The following is a 14426-nucleotide window of genomic DNA, read 5'->3' on the forward strand; positions in this document are numbered from 1 at the left end:
AGGGCACATGCCTGACCGCGTCTATCTCGATTGGAATGCGACCACGCCGCTGCGCCCCGAGGCGCGGACTGCGATGCTCGCCGCCTGGGATCTCATCGGCAACCCGTCCTCGGTCCATGCCGAGGGGCGAGAGGCGCGGCGGCTGGTCGAGGAGGCCCGTGCCGCACTCGCGGCGGCGGTGGGCGCGCTGGCGCGGAACGTCATTTTCACCTCCGCGGGAACAGAGGCCAATGCGCTGGCGCTATCGCCGGGCCTGCGCGGGCCATCCGGAGGGCCGGTTGGGCGGCTCCTGGTCTCGGCTATCGAGCATGCCTCGGTGCTGGCGGGTGGGCGCTTCCCGTCGGACAAGATCGGACAGATTCGGGTGACGCGCTCCGGCGTGGTCGACCTCGACCATCTCAAGGCCCAACTCAAGGGCGGCCCGTCGGCACTGGTCTCCATCATGGCGGCCAACAACGAGACGGGCGCGCTCCAGCCGGTCGCGGAGGCCGCGCGGATCGTTCATGAGGCCGGCGGCCTCCTGCATGTCGACGCGATCCAGGCGCTGGGAAAAATTCCGTTCGATATCAAAGCTATGTGCGCAGACCTTGCGACCTTTTCTGCGCACAAGGTGGGCGGCCCAAAGGGCGTCGGCGCGCTGGTCGTGGCGGAAGGGCTCGTCGGCCTGGAGCCGGTGCTGCGGGGCGGGGGGCAGGAGCTCAACCGCCGGGCCGGCACCGAGAACGTCGCGGGCATCGCCGGGTTCGGCGCGGCAGTCACGACAGCAGCTCAGGCTCTGCCTGAGCTTGCGGAACATATGGCAACCCTCAGAAATCGTTTGGAAAATGGTATCCGTGCCATTGAAGGGGCGACGGTGTTCTCGGATGACGTGGAGCGGTTACCCAATACCGTCCTGTTCACGGCACCTGGGCTCAAGGCCGAAACGGCCGTGATCGGTTTCGACCTCGAAGGGATCGCGGTTTCCTCGGGTTCGGCCTGTTCCTCGGGGAAGGTGCAGCCGTCCCACGTCCTGTCAGCCATGGGCTTCGAGCCAGCCGTGGCCCAGGGAGCGGTGCGTCTCAGTCTGGGCTGGTCCACGGAACCGGATGACATCAATAGGGTGTTAGAGGCTTGGCGAAAGCTTGGTAATACCCTACTTAGAGCATAGGCGACGAAACACGGCTTGAACGGTTCTAAGCAGGTGCTTTCCGCCGAAAAACATCGTAAGAGACACGTAATACTCGTCCAAGTTTGATCCACCGCGGTCCTTGAAACCGCGAGCGGAGGATGGAATGCCAGCCGTACAAGAGACGGTCGAGCGCGTGAAGCGCATCGACGTCGACCAGTATCGTTATGGGTTTGAAACCCTGATCGACTCCGAGAAGGCCCCCAAGGGGCTGTCGGAAGAGATCGTAAAATTCATCTCGCAGAAGAAGAACGAACCCGCCTGGATGCTCCAGTGGCGGCTGGAAGCCTATCGGCGCTGGCTGACCATGACCGAGCCGACCTGGGCGCGCGTCGAGTATCCCAAGATCGACTTCCAGGACATCTACTATTACGCGGCGCCGAAGCCGAAGAAGACGGTCACCTCGCTCGACGAGATCGATCCGGAGATCCTGAAGACCTACGAGAAGCTCGGCATCCCCTTGCGGGAAGTCGCCATGCTCGAAGGCGTCGAGCCCAAGGTGGGCGAGGAAGACCCGGCCCGCCGCAAGATCGCGGTCGACGCGGTGTTCGACTCGGTCTCGGTTGCGACCACCTTCAAGGCGGAGCTGAAGAAGGCCGGCGTGATCTTCATGCCGATCTCGGAGGCGATCCGCGAGCATCCCGAGCTGGTGCAGAAATATCTGGGCTCGGTGGTGCCGACCTCGGACAATTTCTACGCGACGCTGAACTCGGCGGTGTTCTCCGACGGCTCGTTCGTCTACGTGCCGCCGGGCGTGCGCTGCCCGATGGAGCTGTCGACCTATTTCCGCATCAACGAGCGCAACACCGGCCAGTTCGAGCGCACGCTGATCATCGCGGACAAGGGCTCCTACGTCTCCTATCTCGAGGGCTGCACCGCGCCGCAGCGCGATGAGAACCAGCTGCACGCGGCCGTGGTCGAGCTCGTCGCGCTCGACGACGCCGAGATCAAATATTCGACGGTGCAGAACTGGTATCCCGGCAATTCGGAAGGCAAGGGCGGCATCTACAATTTCGTCACCAAGCGTGGCGACTGCCGCGGCGCCAATTCCAAGATCTCCTGGACCCAGGTCGAGACCGGCTCGGCCATCACCTGGAAATATCCGAGCTGCATCCTGCGCGGCGATAACTCCAGCGGCGAGTTCTACTCGATCGCAATCTCGAACGGCTTCCAGCAGGTCGATTCGGGCACCAAGATGATCCACCTCGGCAAGAACACGTCGAGCCGGATCATCTCCAAGGGCATCGCCGCCGGCAAGTCGCAGAACACCTATCGCGGGCTCGTCACGGCGCACCGGAAAGCGACCGGCGCGCGCAACTTCACCGCCTGTGATTCCTTGTTGATCGGCGACAAATGCGGCGCGCACACCGTGCCGTACATCGAAGCCAAGAACTCGTCGGCGACGTTCGAGCACGAGGCAACGACCTCGAAGATCTCCGAGGACGTGCTGTTCTACTGCATCCAGCGTGGCCTCAGCCAAGAGGAGGCCGTCGGCCTCGTCGTCAACGGCTTCGTCAAGGACGTGCTTCAGCAGCTGCCGATGGAATTCGCGGTGGAAGCGCAGAAGCTGATCTCGATCTCGCTTGAAGGGTCGGTTGGCTGACGCCGACCCTCGCGGTGCGCTCCGGCGCTCTAACATCAATTGAATAGACTGGATACCAAGATGGCTTTGCTTGAAGTGAAAGACCTGAAGGTTCGTGTCGAGGAACGTGAGATCCTCCACGGGCTGACGCTGACCGTGAACGAAGGTGAGGTGCACGCGATCATGGGGCCGAACGGCTCCGGCAAGTCGACGCTGTCGCATGTCATCGCCGGCAAGCCCGGTTACGAGGTCACTGACGGCCAGATCCTGTTCAAGGGCGAAGACCTCTTGGAGATGGATCCTGAGGAGCGCGCTGCCAAGGGCGTGTTCCTGGCGTTCCAGTATCCGGTCGAGATCCCCGGCGTCGCCACCATGACCTTCCTGCGCACCGCGCTGAACGCGCAGCGCAAGGCCCGCGGCGAGAGCGAATATTCGACGCCGGACTTTTTGAAGAAGGTCCGCGAGGTCTCGAAGTCGCTGAACATCCCGCAGGACATGCTCAAGCGCGGCGTCAATGTCGGTTTCTCCGGCGGCGAGAAGAAGCGCAACGAGGTGCTCCAGATGGCGCTGTTCGAGCCGAGCCTGTGCATCCTCGACGAGATGGATTCCGGCCTCGACATCGATGCGTTGCGCATTGCGGCCGACGGCGTCAACGCGCTGCGCTCGCCGGGGCGCGCGATGGTCGTTATCACCCACTATCAACGGCTGCTCAACTACATCGTGCCCGATTTCGTGCACGTGATGTCGAAGGGCCGTGTCGTGAAGAGCGGCGACAAGGAGCTGGCGCTGGAGCTGGAAGCGTCAGGCTACACCCAGTTCGAGGATGCCGCGTAAGGATTGGTCGTGATGAACGTTGCTGTGGCAAAGACCGGAGGTGGCCGCGCGGTGAGCGATCTGTTCGCCAGCGCTGAAGGCCGCTTGCCGGGTTCGCCGGCTGTGATCGCCGCGCGCCGCGAGGCCTTCGAAGCCTATGAGCGGCTCGGCCTGCCGCACCGCCGGCTCGAGGAATGGAAATACACTGACCTGCGTGCGCTGGTCGGCGAGGTGCTGCCGCTGGCAGCGAGCCCCGATGCCGCCGCGCTGAAGCGCGCTGCAGAGGCGGTGAAGGCGCATGCGATCGAGGGCGCCCGCAAGCTGGTGCTGGTCGACGGCATCTTCGCGGCCGATCTCTCCGACGTGAAGGCATTCGCGCCCGAGGTCAGCGTCGGGACGCTGCGTGAGATCCTGGCGAATGAGGCCAATCCTGCCGCCGGCGATCTGCTCCAGACCGCCTCGACCGACGCCGTGATCTCGCTCAATGCGGCCATGGCGACGGACGGTGTGGTGGTCTCGGTCGCTGACGGCGCGCAGTTGGCCGCGCCGATCCAGATCATCCATGTCGCGACGACGGCTGGCGCGTCCGCATTCACCCGTTCGCATCTGCGGATCGGCAAGGCGACTCGCGTCACGGTCATCGAGAGTTTCGTCGCCGCCGGAAAGACAGGCGGCTATCACGTTAATGATGCGGTGATCCTGTGGATCGGCGATGACGCCGACGTCGCCCATATCCGCCTGATGGACGATGCGCCTGACGCGGTGAACGTCACCTCGCAGTTCGTCACCGTCGGCGCCAATGTGAAGCTCAACTTCTTCAACATGACCACCGGCGCCGCGGTCAGCCGTCTCCAGGGCTTCATCACGCTGGCGGGCGAGGGCAGCGAGCTCTTGGCCAACGGCGTCAACCTGTTGCAGAAGACCGAGCATGGCGACACCACGCTGGTGGTCGACCATGCCGTGCCGAACTGCGTCAGCCGCGAGATTTTCCGCGCGGTGATCGACGACCGCGCCCATTCGGTGTTCCAGGGCCGCATCATCGTCCGTCCCGACGCGCAGAAGACCGATGGCAAGATGATGACCCGCGCGCTGTTGCTGTCGGACGAAGCGGAGGCTGACAACAAGCCCGAGCTCGAGATCTTTGCCGACGACGTCTCCTGCGGCCACGGCGCCACCGCCGGCGCCCTGGACGACAGCCTCTTGTTCTATCTGAAGGCGCGCGGCCTGCCGGAGAAGCAGGCCCAGGCGCTGCTGATCCAGGCTTTCGTGGGCGAGGCGATCGAGCAGATCGCCGATGACGGCTTGCGCGAGCACGTGATCGGCATTGCCGAGCGCTGGCTGGAGCGGCGGTCATGAGCACGCATCCGGCAGTCAGGAACGGCGCCTACGACGTCGCGCGCGTTCGTCAGGACTTTCCGGCGCTGGCCATGCAGGTCTACGGCAAGCCGCTGGTCTATCTCGACAACGCCGCCTCGGCGCAGAAGCCGAGCGCCGTGCTCGACCGCATGACGCAGGCCTACACGTCCGAATATGCCAACGTGCATCGCGGCCTGCATTACCTCGCCAATGCGGCGACGGAGGCCTACGAGGGCGCGCGGGCAAAAGTCGCGCAATTCGTCAATGCCCGCCGGACCGAGGAGATCATCTTCACCCGCAACGTCACCGAGGCGATCAACCTCGTGGCGTCGTCCTGGGGCGAGCCGAACATCAAGCAGGGCGACGAGATCGTCCTCTCGATCATGGAGCACCACTCCAACATCGTGCCCTGGCATTTCCTCAGGGAGCGCCACGGCGCGGTGATCAAATGGGCGCCCGTCGATGACGAAGGCAATTTCCTGATCGACGAGTTCGAGAAGCTGCTGACGCCGAAGACCAGGCTTGTCGCCATCACCCAGATGTCGAATGCGCTCGGAACGTTCGTTCCGATCAAGGAGGTCGTGCGGCTGGCCCACGATCGCGGCATTCCCGTGCTGGTCGACGGTGCGCAGGGCGCGGTGCATCTGCCCATCGACGTGCAGGATCTGGACTGCGATTTCTACGCGTTCACCGGCCACAAGATCTATGGCCCGACCGGCATCGGCGCGCTCTATGCCAAGCATGAGCACCTCGTCGCGATGCGGCCGTTCAACGGCGGTGGCGAGATGATCCGCGAGGTTGCCAAGGACTGGGTCACCTATGGTGACCCGCCGCACAAGTTTGAAGCCGGCACCCCGCCCATCGTCGAAGCGATCGGCCTCGGTGCCGCCATCGACTACGTCAATTCGATCGGCAAGGAGCGCATCGCCGCCCACGAGCACGATCTCGTCACCTATGCCCAGGATCGGCTTCGCGAGATCAACTCGCTCCGCCTGATCGGCACCGCCCGGGGCAAGGGGCCCGTGATCTCCTTCGAGCTCAAGGGCGCCCATGCCCACGACGTCGCCACCGTGATCGACCGCCAGGGCATCGCGGTGCGCGCCGGCACCCATTGCGTGATGCCCCTTTTAGAGCGGTTCAACGTGACCGCCACCTGCCGGGCCTCGTTCGGCATGTATAATACGCGGGAAGAAGTCGATCATCTGGCACAGGCGCTCTTGAAGGCGCGGGATTTGTTCGCATGAGTGACACGGCCGAAATCAAAGCCAATCCGATGGAAACCCAGTCGGCGCTGCCGCCGGAGGAAACCGAGCGGCTGACGCGCGAGATCATCGCCGGGCTCAAGACCGTGTTCGACCCGGAAATTCCGGCCGACATCTACGAGCTCGGCCTGATCTACAAGGTCGAGATCAAGGACGACCGTTCGGTCGACGTGCTGATGACGCTGACGACGCCGAATTGTCCGGCGGCCGGCGAATTGCCGACCATGGTGGAGAACGCGGTCGCCAGCGTGCCCGGCGTCGGCGTGGTCGACGTCAAGGTCGTCTGGGAACCGGCATGGTCGCCGGAACGCATGAGCGACGAGGCCCGCCTCGTGCTCAACATGTGGTGACGGTCTCGCATTGAATTCGCTTCGCAACGGACCACATAGATAACATGAACCAGGCCATACCAGCTTCGACACCAAAGCCCCGGCGTCCGCGCCCGCAGGTGATGCGGCTGACGGATGCCGCCGCTCAGCGGATCACCGAGCTGACCCAGCGCGCCGATTCCGAGATCGTGGGCCTGCGCGTCGGTGTGAAGAACGGCGGCTGCGCCGGCCAGTCCTACACGGTCGAATACGCCCATGAGATCCGCCCGACCGACGAGGTCGTCGAGGACAAGGGCGTCAAGATCCTGGTCGATCCCAAGGCCGTGCTGTTCCTGCTCGGCACCGAGATGGACTATAAGGCCGACAAGATGCAGGCCCAGTTCGTCTTCAACAACCCGAACCAGGTCTCCGCCTGTGGCTGCGGCGAGTCGGTCGAGCTGCGGCCGGCCAAGATCGACGGGTAGTTCTTTCCGTCATTGCGAGGAGCCCTTGCGACGAAGCAATCCAGACTGTCCCCGCGGCGGTAGTCTGGATTGCTTCGCTTCGCTCGCAATGACTGCGGTGCTATGAAGGCTGACCTGTTCGCCCCGGGAAGGCTCCATGGACCGCGAATTCCTGATCGACCTGTTCGCCGATTTCGGACCCGTCACCATCCGAAAGATGTTCTCCGGCTACGGCATCTCCGCCGACGGCATCAACTTCGCGCTCGCCTTGCGCGCCGGCCTGTTCTTCCGCGCCGACGAGACGACGATCCCGGACTTTGAAGCCGAAGGCTCGAAGCCATTCCAGTATTCGACGCGCGTCAAGACCGTGCTGGTGAACTCCTATTGGGAGGTGCCTGCGCGCTTGTTCGATGATTCCGAGGAGCTGGCACAATGGGCGAGGGCGGCGCTCGCCGCCGCCCAGCGCGCCAAGGTGAGGAAGCGGCCGAAGGGGAAGGGAGCGGCGAAGAAGGCAACGGCGAAGAAGCCGGCTGCCAAGACGCAGCCGGCCAAGAAGGCAGTCAAGAAATCGGTTCGTAGGGTGGGCAAAGCGAAGCGTGCCCATCGCTAGAGATCGTCATGTCGGAGAGATGGTGGGCACGGCGCTATGCGCCTTTGCCCACCCTAGGGCATCTCAGTCCACGGCCTTGGTCAGGCCAACGCGCATATCCTTGGCCACGAAAACGCAGACACCGTCGGCAAGCACGCGGCCATCGGCAATTCCGAGCACCAGCTTGCCGCGCCGGACCATGCGCATGGCTACCTCGTAGCGCACGCATCGTGTGTCGGGAGTGATGCTTCCGGTGACCTCCACCTCGCCGACGCCGATGGCGCGGCCTTTCCCCGGTGAGCCCGACCAGCCGAGCCAATAGCCGATCATCTGCCACATCGCATCCAGGCCCAGGCTTCCCGGCATCATCGCGTCACCTTGAAAGTGACAAGCGAAGAACCAGTGGCCCGGCACAATGTCGAGCTCGCCGACGATATGGCCCTTGCCGAACTCGCCGCCGTCCATGCTGATCTCGGTGATGCGATCCATCATCAGCATGGGCGGGGCCGGCAATTGCGCATTGCCTGGGCCGAAATAGCCGCCTTCGCTCGATCTCAGCAGCTCGTCCCTGGTGTAGGACGGTTGCGGGGTATGAAAATCATGAGGGTTCGGCAAGACGACAGGTCCTCCGGGTGCCCGCGGTGAGGCACCGTGAGGCGGATGTCGGTCGTGAGCTGAGAATGTCAAGCGTGGGCGGTTTTCAGCACGCGCGGCTTTCGCCTCACGCCACCCGGCTGTGCGTCTCGATCGCGTATTCCGGATCGGCTTCGCAGATCACGCGGTTGCGACCGTTGCGCTTGGCGGCATAGAGACAGGCATCCGCACGCTCGATCAGAGCGTCGGTGTCGTCGTCCTGCTTGAGCATGGAGACGCCGACGGAGATGGTGACGCGACCGAGAATCTCGCCGGTGGATTTCTTCTTCAGCTCCTTCGCCATCACGGCGCGGCGGATGTGGTCGGCCACCGTGAGCGCCTGGCGCAGCGCCGTGTTGGGCAGCACGACGGCGAATTCCTCGCCGCCATAGCGAGCGGTGATGTCCTGGCCCTTGATGGTCTGCTTCAGCGACAGGCCGACGAGGCGCAGCACCTGGTCGCCGGTGAGGTGGCCGTAGGAATCGTTGAACGACTTGAAGTGATCGATGTCGAACAGCAGCAGCGACAGCGGCTCGCCCGAGGCCAGCGCGCTCTGCACGGCCATTCCGATCATGCGATCGAAATATTTGCGGTTGCCGAGACCCGTGAGCGGATCGGTCAGGCTCTCGGCGCGGATCGCCTCGAGGCTCTGCTGGAGATTGCTGATCTCGTTCTTCGACAGCATCAGGCGGCCTTCCAGCGCCCTATTGGTCTCGCGCATCTCGCTGGTCGAGCGCAGCAGCGTCTCGACGATCGACTTGATCTGTTCGCGACTCCTGGCCGACGCAAGTCTTTCGGTCGCAGTCGACAGGCTGGCGTCGTAGGAGCCGGTCATTCCGAGCGCTTCGCTCAACACCTTCATCACGTCGTCGATCTCGCCGATGACGCGCGCGCCGACCTTGTCGATACGGTCGGTGGTCTTGATGTGGGAGAGATACGTCTCGTAGATCTGCTCGAGATCGGCTTCGGTCAGCTTGCCGCTACGCGCCAGCGTCTCGTTGATGATCTTGTTGAGCGGGGCGTTATAGCCGGTGGCGTAGACGTACCAGATCTCGTAATTGCGGGGGATTGCGGTCTGCCGCAGCGAACGGATCTGACCGAGCGCCACTTCGGCGAACGCCATCGTGCGTTCGTGTTCGTCGAGCACCTTGACCACGGAACATACCCCACAGCGGTCGGTGCGCCATCGACCGCAGCAATGCTTAAATTATGTTCGTAGGCTAACGGACGATCGTGAACGACCCGTAAATATACGTTCACGAATGCATCCAAAAAATTGCGTAGCGGCCTTTCTCAACCAAACCTGAAGCGCGTCGGCGCTTCAGGCGCCGGCGGGAGAGCGCACCGGCCGCAGCAGAAACGCTGGAAGATGCGAGTGATCGCCGGGCTCGGTATCGACCTCGCGCTGGCGGCGCGGCTCGGGGCGGCCGATCGAGGGCACATGCGACGTGTTGGCCTGAGCGCGCGCGCCGTGACGCGGCTCGGATGCGCGCTTCTCTTCAGAGCGATGCCTTGCTTCAGACGGCTGTCTTGCGTCCGAGGAATGCCGTGCTTCGGAAGCATGCCGTGCCTCGCCGCGCGCCTCGCGCAGCTCGTGGCTGCGCTCCCGGTCGCGGCCGCGCTGCGGCTTGCCGCGTCCGCCGCGCGAACGCTCACGGCCGCGTTGCTCGCGCGGACGCTCGGTCGCATCGGAGGCCGTAGCGTGGACTTCATAGTCGCCTTCGGCGCGCGGAATGCTCTGGCCGATCAGCTTCTCGATCGCCGCCATCGACTTCTGGTCGAGCGGCGTCACGATCGAGATCGCGGTGCCGGTGCGGCCGGCGCGTCCCGTACGGCCGATGCGGTGGACGTAGTCGTCGGCGTGGTGCGGAACGTCGAAATTGAAGACGTGGCTGACTTCGGGAATGTCGAGACCGCGGGCGGCGACGTCGGAGGCGACGAGGAGGGGCAATTCGCCTTTCCGGAACTGGTCGAGCGCGGCCATGCGAGCCGGCTGATCCATATCGCCGTGCAGTGCGCCGACGCTGAAGCCGTGCTTCTGAAGCGATTTGTGAACGATCGCGACTTCACGCTTGCGATTGCAGAAGATGATCGCGTTCTTGAGGTCCTTGGCCTCGCGCAGCAGCCTGCGGAGCAGCTCACGCTTCTCATGCGCCTCGCGCCCGGCGGGCACCTGGGCCTGCGTGACGGTCACGGCGGTGGTTGCGGGCTTGGAGACCTCGACCTTCTGCGGATTGTGCAGGAAGGCTTCGGTGATGCGCCGGATCTCCGGCGGCATGGTCGCGGTGAAGAACAGGGTCTGCCGGGTGAAGGGAACGAGCTTGCAGATGCGCTCGATGTCGGGAATGAAGCCCATGTCCAGCATGCGGTCGGCTTCGTCGATGACGAGCAGCTCGACGCCGGTGAGCAGGAGGCCGCCGCGCTCGGTGTGGTCGAGCAGGCGGCCGGGAGTGGCGATCAGCACGTCGACGCCGCGCATCAGCTTGGCATCCTGGTCACCGAAGGAAACGCCACCGATCAGCAGGGCGACGTTGAGCTTCTGGCCGGCGCCGTAGCGATCGAAGTTTTCCTTCACCTGCGCCGCGAGCTCGCGGGTCGGCTCCAGGATCAGCGTGCGCGGCATGCGCGCGCGGGCACGACCCTTTTCGAGGATGGTGAGCATTGGCAGCACGAAGGCCGCGGTCTTGCCGGTGCCGGTCTGGGCGATGCCGAGCACGTCCTTGCGTGCGAGGACGTGGGGGATCGCCTGTTCCTGGATGGGGGTGGGGTTGGTGTAACCGGTGGCCGCCACTGCGGCGAGGACTTTTTCGGACAGTCCGAGATTTGAAAAGGACATTGAGCCTCTGGTCGAAACCGCCGTTCGGAATCGAGGGTAAAAAGGCTGTCGCGCTCCACCCCGAAACGGCGCGCTCTCAAAGAAGCTGGGGGTGCTGACTCACGCGGACAAAGCGCAAGGCCCAGGAATCGCTCTTCGACCTGAGCCGCGTCGCCCCGGAACATAGGGCGGAATCGGCCAAAGTCAATGGAGCAGGCGCGGGAAGGTCCTAAAAAACCTGAGGTTTTTGCCCAAATAGCGGGCGCGGCTCGGCTTTTCCGGCTCCGGCTGCCGGTCGGTCGCAGCCGTCATCGCGGCGGCTCAGAACCTTCCGAGCCCCGGGCACGGAAATCGCCGGGCGCCATGCCGTAGGCGGCGTTGAAGACCCGGTAATAGGTCGCAAGGCTTTCGAAGCCGCAGGAGGTCGCGATGTCTGCGATCAGACGTTCGGGCGCCTCGCGCATCATGCGGCGACTCTGCTTCAGGCGCTCGTTCGTCACGGTCTGCGAGAAGCTCTTCTCCGCGGCTTCGAACAGCATGTGCAGGTGACGGACGGAGACGCCGAGCAGGTCGGCCACCATCGTCGGCGCCAGATTCGGGTCTTGCAGATGCCGCTCGATCAGGCGCCGCGCCTGGGCGAGACGGGCGGTCCGCAGCGCGGCCTGTCCGCGCCGGCTGCCGGGCCGCACGATGCCGCGCTCGATCAGCGCCAGATGGGCCAAGGCCTGGACGAGGGAGGCTGCATCGACGGGACCGTCGTCGCCGGCAGCCTCACCGAGATCGGCAAAACAGGCCGCGAGAAGGGGCGCCAAAGCGTGGTCATTGAAGGTCTTCGGCGCCAGCTCGCGCATGCGCTTGTCCTGTGCCGGGATACGGCCCATGGGAATCTTCAGGATGCGCAGATGGAAGCCCCCGGCACCGAGCGGCGCCGTGCGGTAGGACAGATCGGTATGGCTGGTGGCGAAGCTGCCGTTGGCGATCGCAAAGTCGGCGCTGCGCATGCCGCCGAACCAGCCGCCGCTGCCAAGCTGCTGGTAGACGCAGATGCTGTCGCCGGGCGCGTAGGCGATGTCGGACTTGCTGCGTTCGACCGTGTACTGCGAGGCCTTCAGCTCGACGAGACCGGCACCGCCGATCTGGCGCAGCGAGAACTCGCCGAAAAAATCCGCGCGCCTGTCGCGCTCGAGTTCGGCGGTGACGCCGAACAGGCCCTTGGCGCGGATCTCGCGCCAATAGTCGAAGCGATCATGCGGCTCGACCTCGTCGGTACACCAGTACATGGCAGCCCTCGCTTCCACGGAATTGCCCCAGAAAAAGCAGATTCCAGCGCAATCTGCCATAGTCCAGATGATGAAACCGGTGGCCTCGGCGGTTGAACCGGCGATGTTGCTGGGCCGACTATCACATCAACGGCAGGGGTTCCCAACGATCCGTTCGCGGGAGCCGGCGTGGGCCGTTTGCAGCGGGAACTTTTGCGATGACGCGTCGGCTCCTCGGAATCCTTGCGGCGCTCGGTCTGGCGGCGAGCCTGACCGGCTTCGCGCTTCCTGCGCATGCCGAAAAGCGCGTTGCGCTCGTCGTCGGCAATAACGATTACAAGCACGTCCCGAAACTGCTCAAGGCGGTCAACGACGCCCGCACCATGGGCGACACGCTCAAGCAACTCGGTTTCTCGGTGATGGTGGCCGAGAATCAGAACCGGCAGCAATTCTCCGAGACGCTGCTTGCCTTCGACAAGGCAATCGAGCCAGGCGACACCGCGTTCTTCTTCTTCGCCGGCCACGGTTTCGAGATCGCGGGCCAGAACTATCTGCTGCCGACCGACGTGCCAGCGGCGACGGAAGGCCAGGAAGAGCTGGTGCGCGACGCCTCGATCCTGGCCGATCGCATCGTCGAGCGCCTTCAGAACAAGAAGGCGCGGACCTCGATCCTGGTGTTTGACGCCTGCCGCAACAACCCGTTCGAGCGCGCCGGCACCCGCGCAGTGGCGGGTGGTGGCGGGCTGGCGCCGATGGTGCAACTGCCCGAAGGCGTGTTCTCGGTGTTCTCCGCAGGTCCCCGCCAGACCGCGCTCGATCGCCTCTCCAACGACGACGCCAACCCCAATTCGGTGTTTACGCGCACCTTCGCCAAGCAGCTGCTCGAGCCCGGGGATAACCTTGTGCAGGTGGCGCAGCGCACCCGCCGTCTGGTCAGCGAGATGGCCGAGACCGTCAGGCACAAGCAGGTGCCGGTCTATTTCGACCAGATGGTCGACGACGTCTTCCTCAGCGGCGCTACCAAGGACGCGGCGAGCGCGCGTCCGGCTGATCCGTCGCCACAGAAGGTCGCGGCGCTGCCGCCGGTATCGGTGCCGCGTGTGCCGAAAGAGGAGACCACCAACGCGCCGATCGCGAGCTTCTCGCGGCACAATGGCGGCTGGAGCGTCGTGTTCTCCTTCGCCGATCCGACGCTCGGCATTTCCTGGCGTATGGCCGGGAAGGGCGATTTCCGCGAGACCGGCTTCATCGACACGCTCGATCCGCGCACGCGCAAGCGGATGCCGAACCCCTCGATCGAGCTGCCTCCGGATGCGGCCGCCGGCACGATCGAGGTCCGCTATGTCGATCAGTCCGGCGAGATGAAGGGGCCGTTCCCGATCAGGTTCGATCCCGAGGCCGCCCTGATCCGCGACCAGCGCAAGATCCTCGACATGACCTCGACCAGCTGGCTGTCGTTCCGCGAGTTCAATGGACTGCTGGTTTATTACACGCACCTCGTGTCCTACCGCTGCGCCATCCGCGAAGTGCGCATCGGCATCGACACCGCCGTTCCCAACCAGGTGCTGAAGATGCCGAACTGCGACATGCGCGACCCCAGCGCGATCACCGCCAGCATGCCGCTCTACATGAAACTCGCCCCGGCCACGCAGTTCGTCTCGGTGGAGCTGACCTATCGCGACGGCAGCGTGTCGGAGATCAAGAGTTTCCGCGCCGCCAACCGCAGCAACAACTGAGCGGGTTCGGCGCCGATCCGGCGGGCCAGCCGCGCTATTGGCGTTGCTTCCGGAAGAAGCGCTTGATGGATTCGATGGCCTCGATCAGGGGAGGCGCGAGCGAAAAGAACGTTCCCATGGCGATCGAGATGATCACGTGGCGGAGCAGGAGCTTCTCCTCCTGTTCCTCGAACGGATAGCCATTCTGGTCGATCCGCACCGGGGCAAGTGCGCCCGTGTCCTGCGAAGTCGCCTTACGCGGCTTGCGCGGGGGGATCATGATCAAGACGAAAAGCACGTTGATCAGGATCCAGATGCCAAGCAGTATGAGAATAGTCCGCACCGCAACGTCCTGAAAGAAATAGAAATCTCGGCCACGCTACTGTTCATTCGGCAATGCGGCAAATTAAATCCTGCCTGCTGCACTGCGGTAGCGACGAAAGTGGTAAGCGAGGATGCTGAACG

14 protein-coding genes are annotated in these 14426 nt (G+C 64.2%); 9 read left to right on the top strand and 5 right to left on the bottom strand.

The features are described from left to right. Window positions 1–7 precede the first annotated feature (7 nt). The 8 genes from GPL20_RS26570 (at window position 8) to GPL20_RS26605 (ending at window position 7560) form a co-directional block, all read left to right on the top strand. Entirely contained in the window at window positions 8–1147 is a 1140-nt protein-coding gene (locus GPL20_RS26570; protein ID WP_157333191.1) for a cysteine desulfurase family protein, read from the top strand. A 124-nt stretch (window positions 1148–1271) separates the two neighbouring features. Next, window positions 1272–2768 (top strand): Fe-S cluster assembly protein SufB, encoded by a 1497-nt coding sequence (gene sufB / locus GPL20_RS26575; protein WP_157333193.1) that lies wholly within the window; start codon window positions 1272–1274, stop codon window positions 2766–2768. Window positions 2769–2828: 60 nt separating this feature from the next. Beyond that, on the top strand, window positions 2829–3581 hold the full coding sequence (sufC, locus tag GPL20_RS26580; RefSeq protein ID WP_157333195.1) for a Fe-S cluster assembly ATPase SufC: 753 nt from the start codon (window positions 2829–2831) through the stop codon (window positions 3579–3581). A 12-nt stretch (window positions 3582–3593) separates the two neighbouring features. After that, on the top strand, window positions 3594–4916 hold the full coding sequence (sufD, locus tag GPL20_RS26585) for a Fe-S cluster assembly protein SufD (protein WP_157333197.1): 1323 nt from the start codon (window positions 3594–3596) through the stop codon (window positions 4914–4916). Then, the gene (locus tag GPL20_RS26590; protein WP_157333199.1) at window positions 4913–6160 is read left to right on the top strand and encodes a cysteine desulfurase; all 1248 of its coding nucleotides are present in this window, start codon (window positions 4913–4915) and stop codon (window positions 6158–6160) included. Before sufD ends, GPL20_RS26590 begins: the two co-directional genes overlap by 4 nt. Further along, window positions 6157–6528: an SUF system Fe-S cluster assembly protein gene (locus GPL20_RS26595; RefSeq protein ID WP_157333202.1), complete on the top strand. Its 372-nt coding sequence runs from the start codon at window positions 6157–6159 to the stop codon at window positions 6526–6528. Before GPL20_RS26590 ends, GPL20_RS26595 begins: the two co-directional genes overlap by 4 nt. A 101-nt stretch (window positions 6529–6629) precedes the next feature. After that, complete coding sequence (locus GPL20_RS26600; RefSeq protein WP_018641713.1) at window positions 6630–6971, top strand: HesB/IscA family protein; 342 nt, start codon at window positions 6630–6632, stop codon at window positions 6969–6971. 136 nt (window positions 6972–7107) lie between these two features. Further along, window positions 7108–7560 carry a TfoX/Sxy family protein gene (locus tag GPL20_RS26605; protein WP_157333204.1) on the top strand — a complete coding sequence of 151 codons (453 nt, stop codon included), beginning with the start codon at window positions 7108–7110 and terminating at the stop codon, window positions 7558–7560. A 63-nt stretch (window positions 7561–7623) separates the two neighbouring features. Here the strand turns inward: GPL20_RS26605 and fabA are convergent, their stop codons facing one another. The 4 genes from fabA to GPL20_RS26625 form a co-directional block, all read right to left on the bottom strand. Next, window positions 7624–8154: a bifunctional 3-hydroxydecanoyl-ACP dehydratase/trans-2-decenoyl-ACP isomerase gene (gene fabA, locus GPL20_RS26610; protein ID WP_157333206.1), complete on the bottom strand. Its 531-nt coding sequence runs from the start codon at window positions 8152–8154 to the stop codon at window positions 7624–7626. Window positions 8155–8260: 106 nt separating this feature from the next. Next, window positions 8261–9328: a GGDEF domain-containing protein gene (locus tag GPL20_RS26615; protein ID WP_254125864.1), complete on the bottom strand. Its 1068-nt coding sequence runs from the start codon at window positions 9326–9328 to the stop codon at window positions 8261–8263. A gap of 165 nt (window positions 9329–9493) precedes the next feature. Continuing rightward, on the bottom strand, window positions 9494–11008 hold the full coding sequence (locus GPL20_RS26620; protein ID WP_157333207.1) for a DEAD/DEAH box helicase: 1515 nt from the start codon (window positions 11006–11008) through the stop codon (window positions 9494–9496). 287 nt (window positions 11009–11295) lie between these two features. After that, window positions 11296–12267, bottom strand: a complete 972-nt coding sequence (locus GPL20_RS26625; protein ID WP_157333209.1) for a helix-turn-helix domain-containing protein — start codon at window positions 12265–12267, stop codon at window positions 11296–11298. Between the two features lie 197 nt (window positions 12268–12464). Between GPL20_RS26625 and GPL20_RS26630 the strand changes: the two genes are divergently transcribed. Then, window positions 12465–13982, top strand: coding sequence for a caspase family protein (locus GPL20_RS26630; protein ID WP_157333211.1), 1518 nt, complete (start codon window positions 12465–12467; stop codon window positions 13980–13982). Between the two features lie 34 nt (window positions 13983–14016). Here GPL20_RS26630 and GPL20_RS26635 read toward each other — a convergent pair whose 3' ends face one another. Beyond that, a complete protein-coding gene (locus GPL20_RS26635) occupies window positions 14017–14304 on the bottom strand; it encodes a hypothetical protein (RefSeq protein ID WP_254125862.1) in 288 nt (95 codons plus the stop codon). Window positions 14305–14426: the final 122 nt, after the last annotated feature.

The sequence above is a fragment of the Bradyrhizobium cajani genome, assembly GCF_009759665.1.
Taxonomy (GTDB): Bacteria; Pseudomonadota; Alphaproteobacteria; order Rhizobiales; family Xanthobacteraceae; genus Bradyrhizobium; species Bradyrhizobium cajani.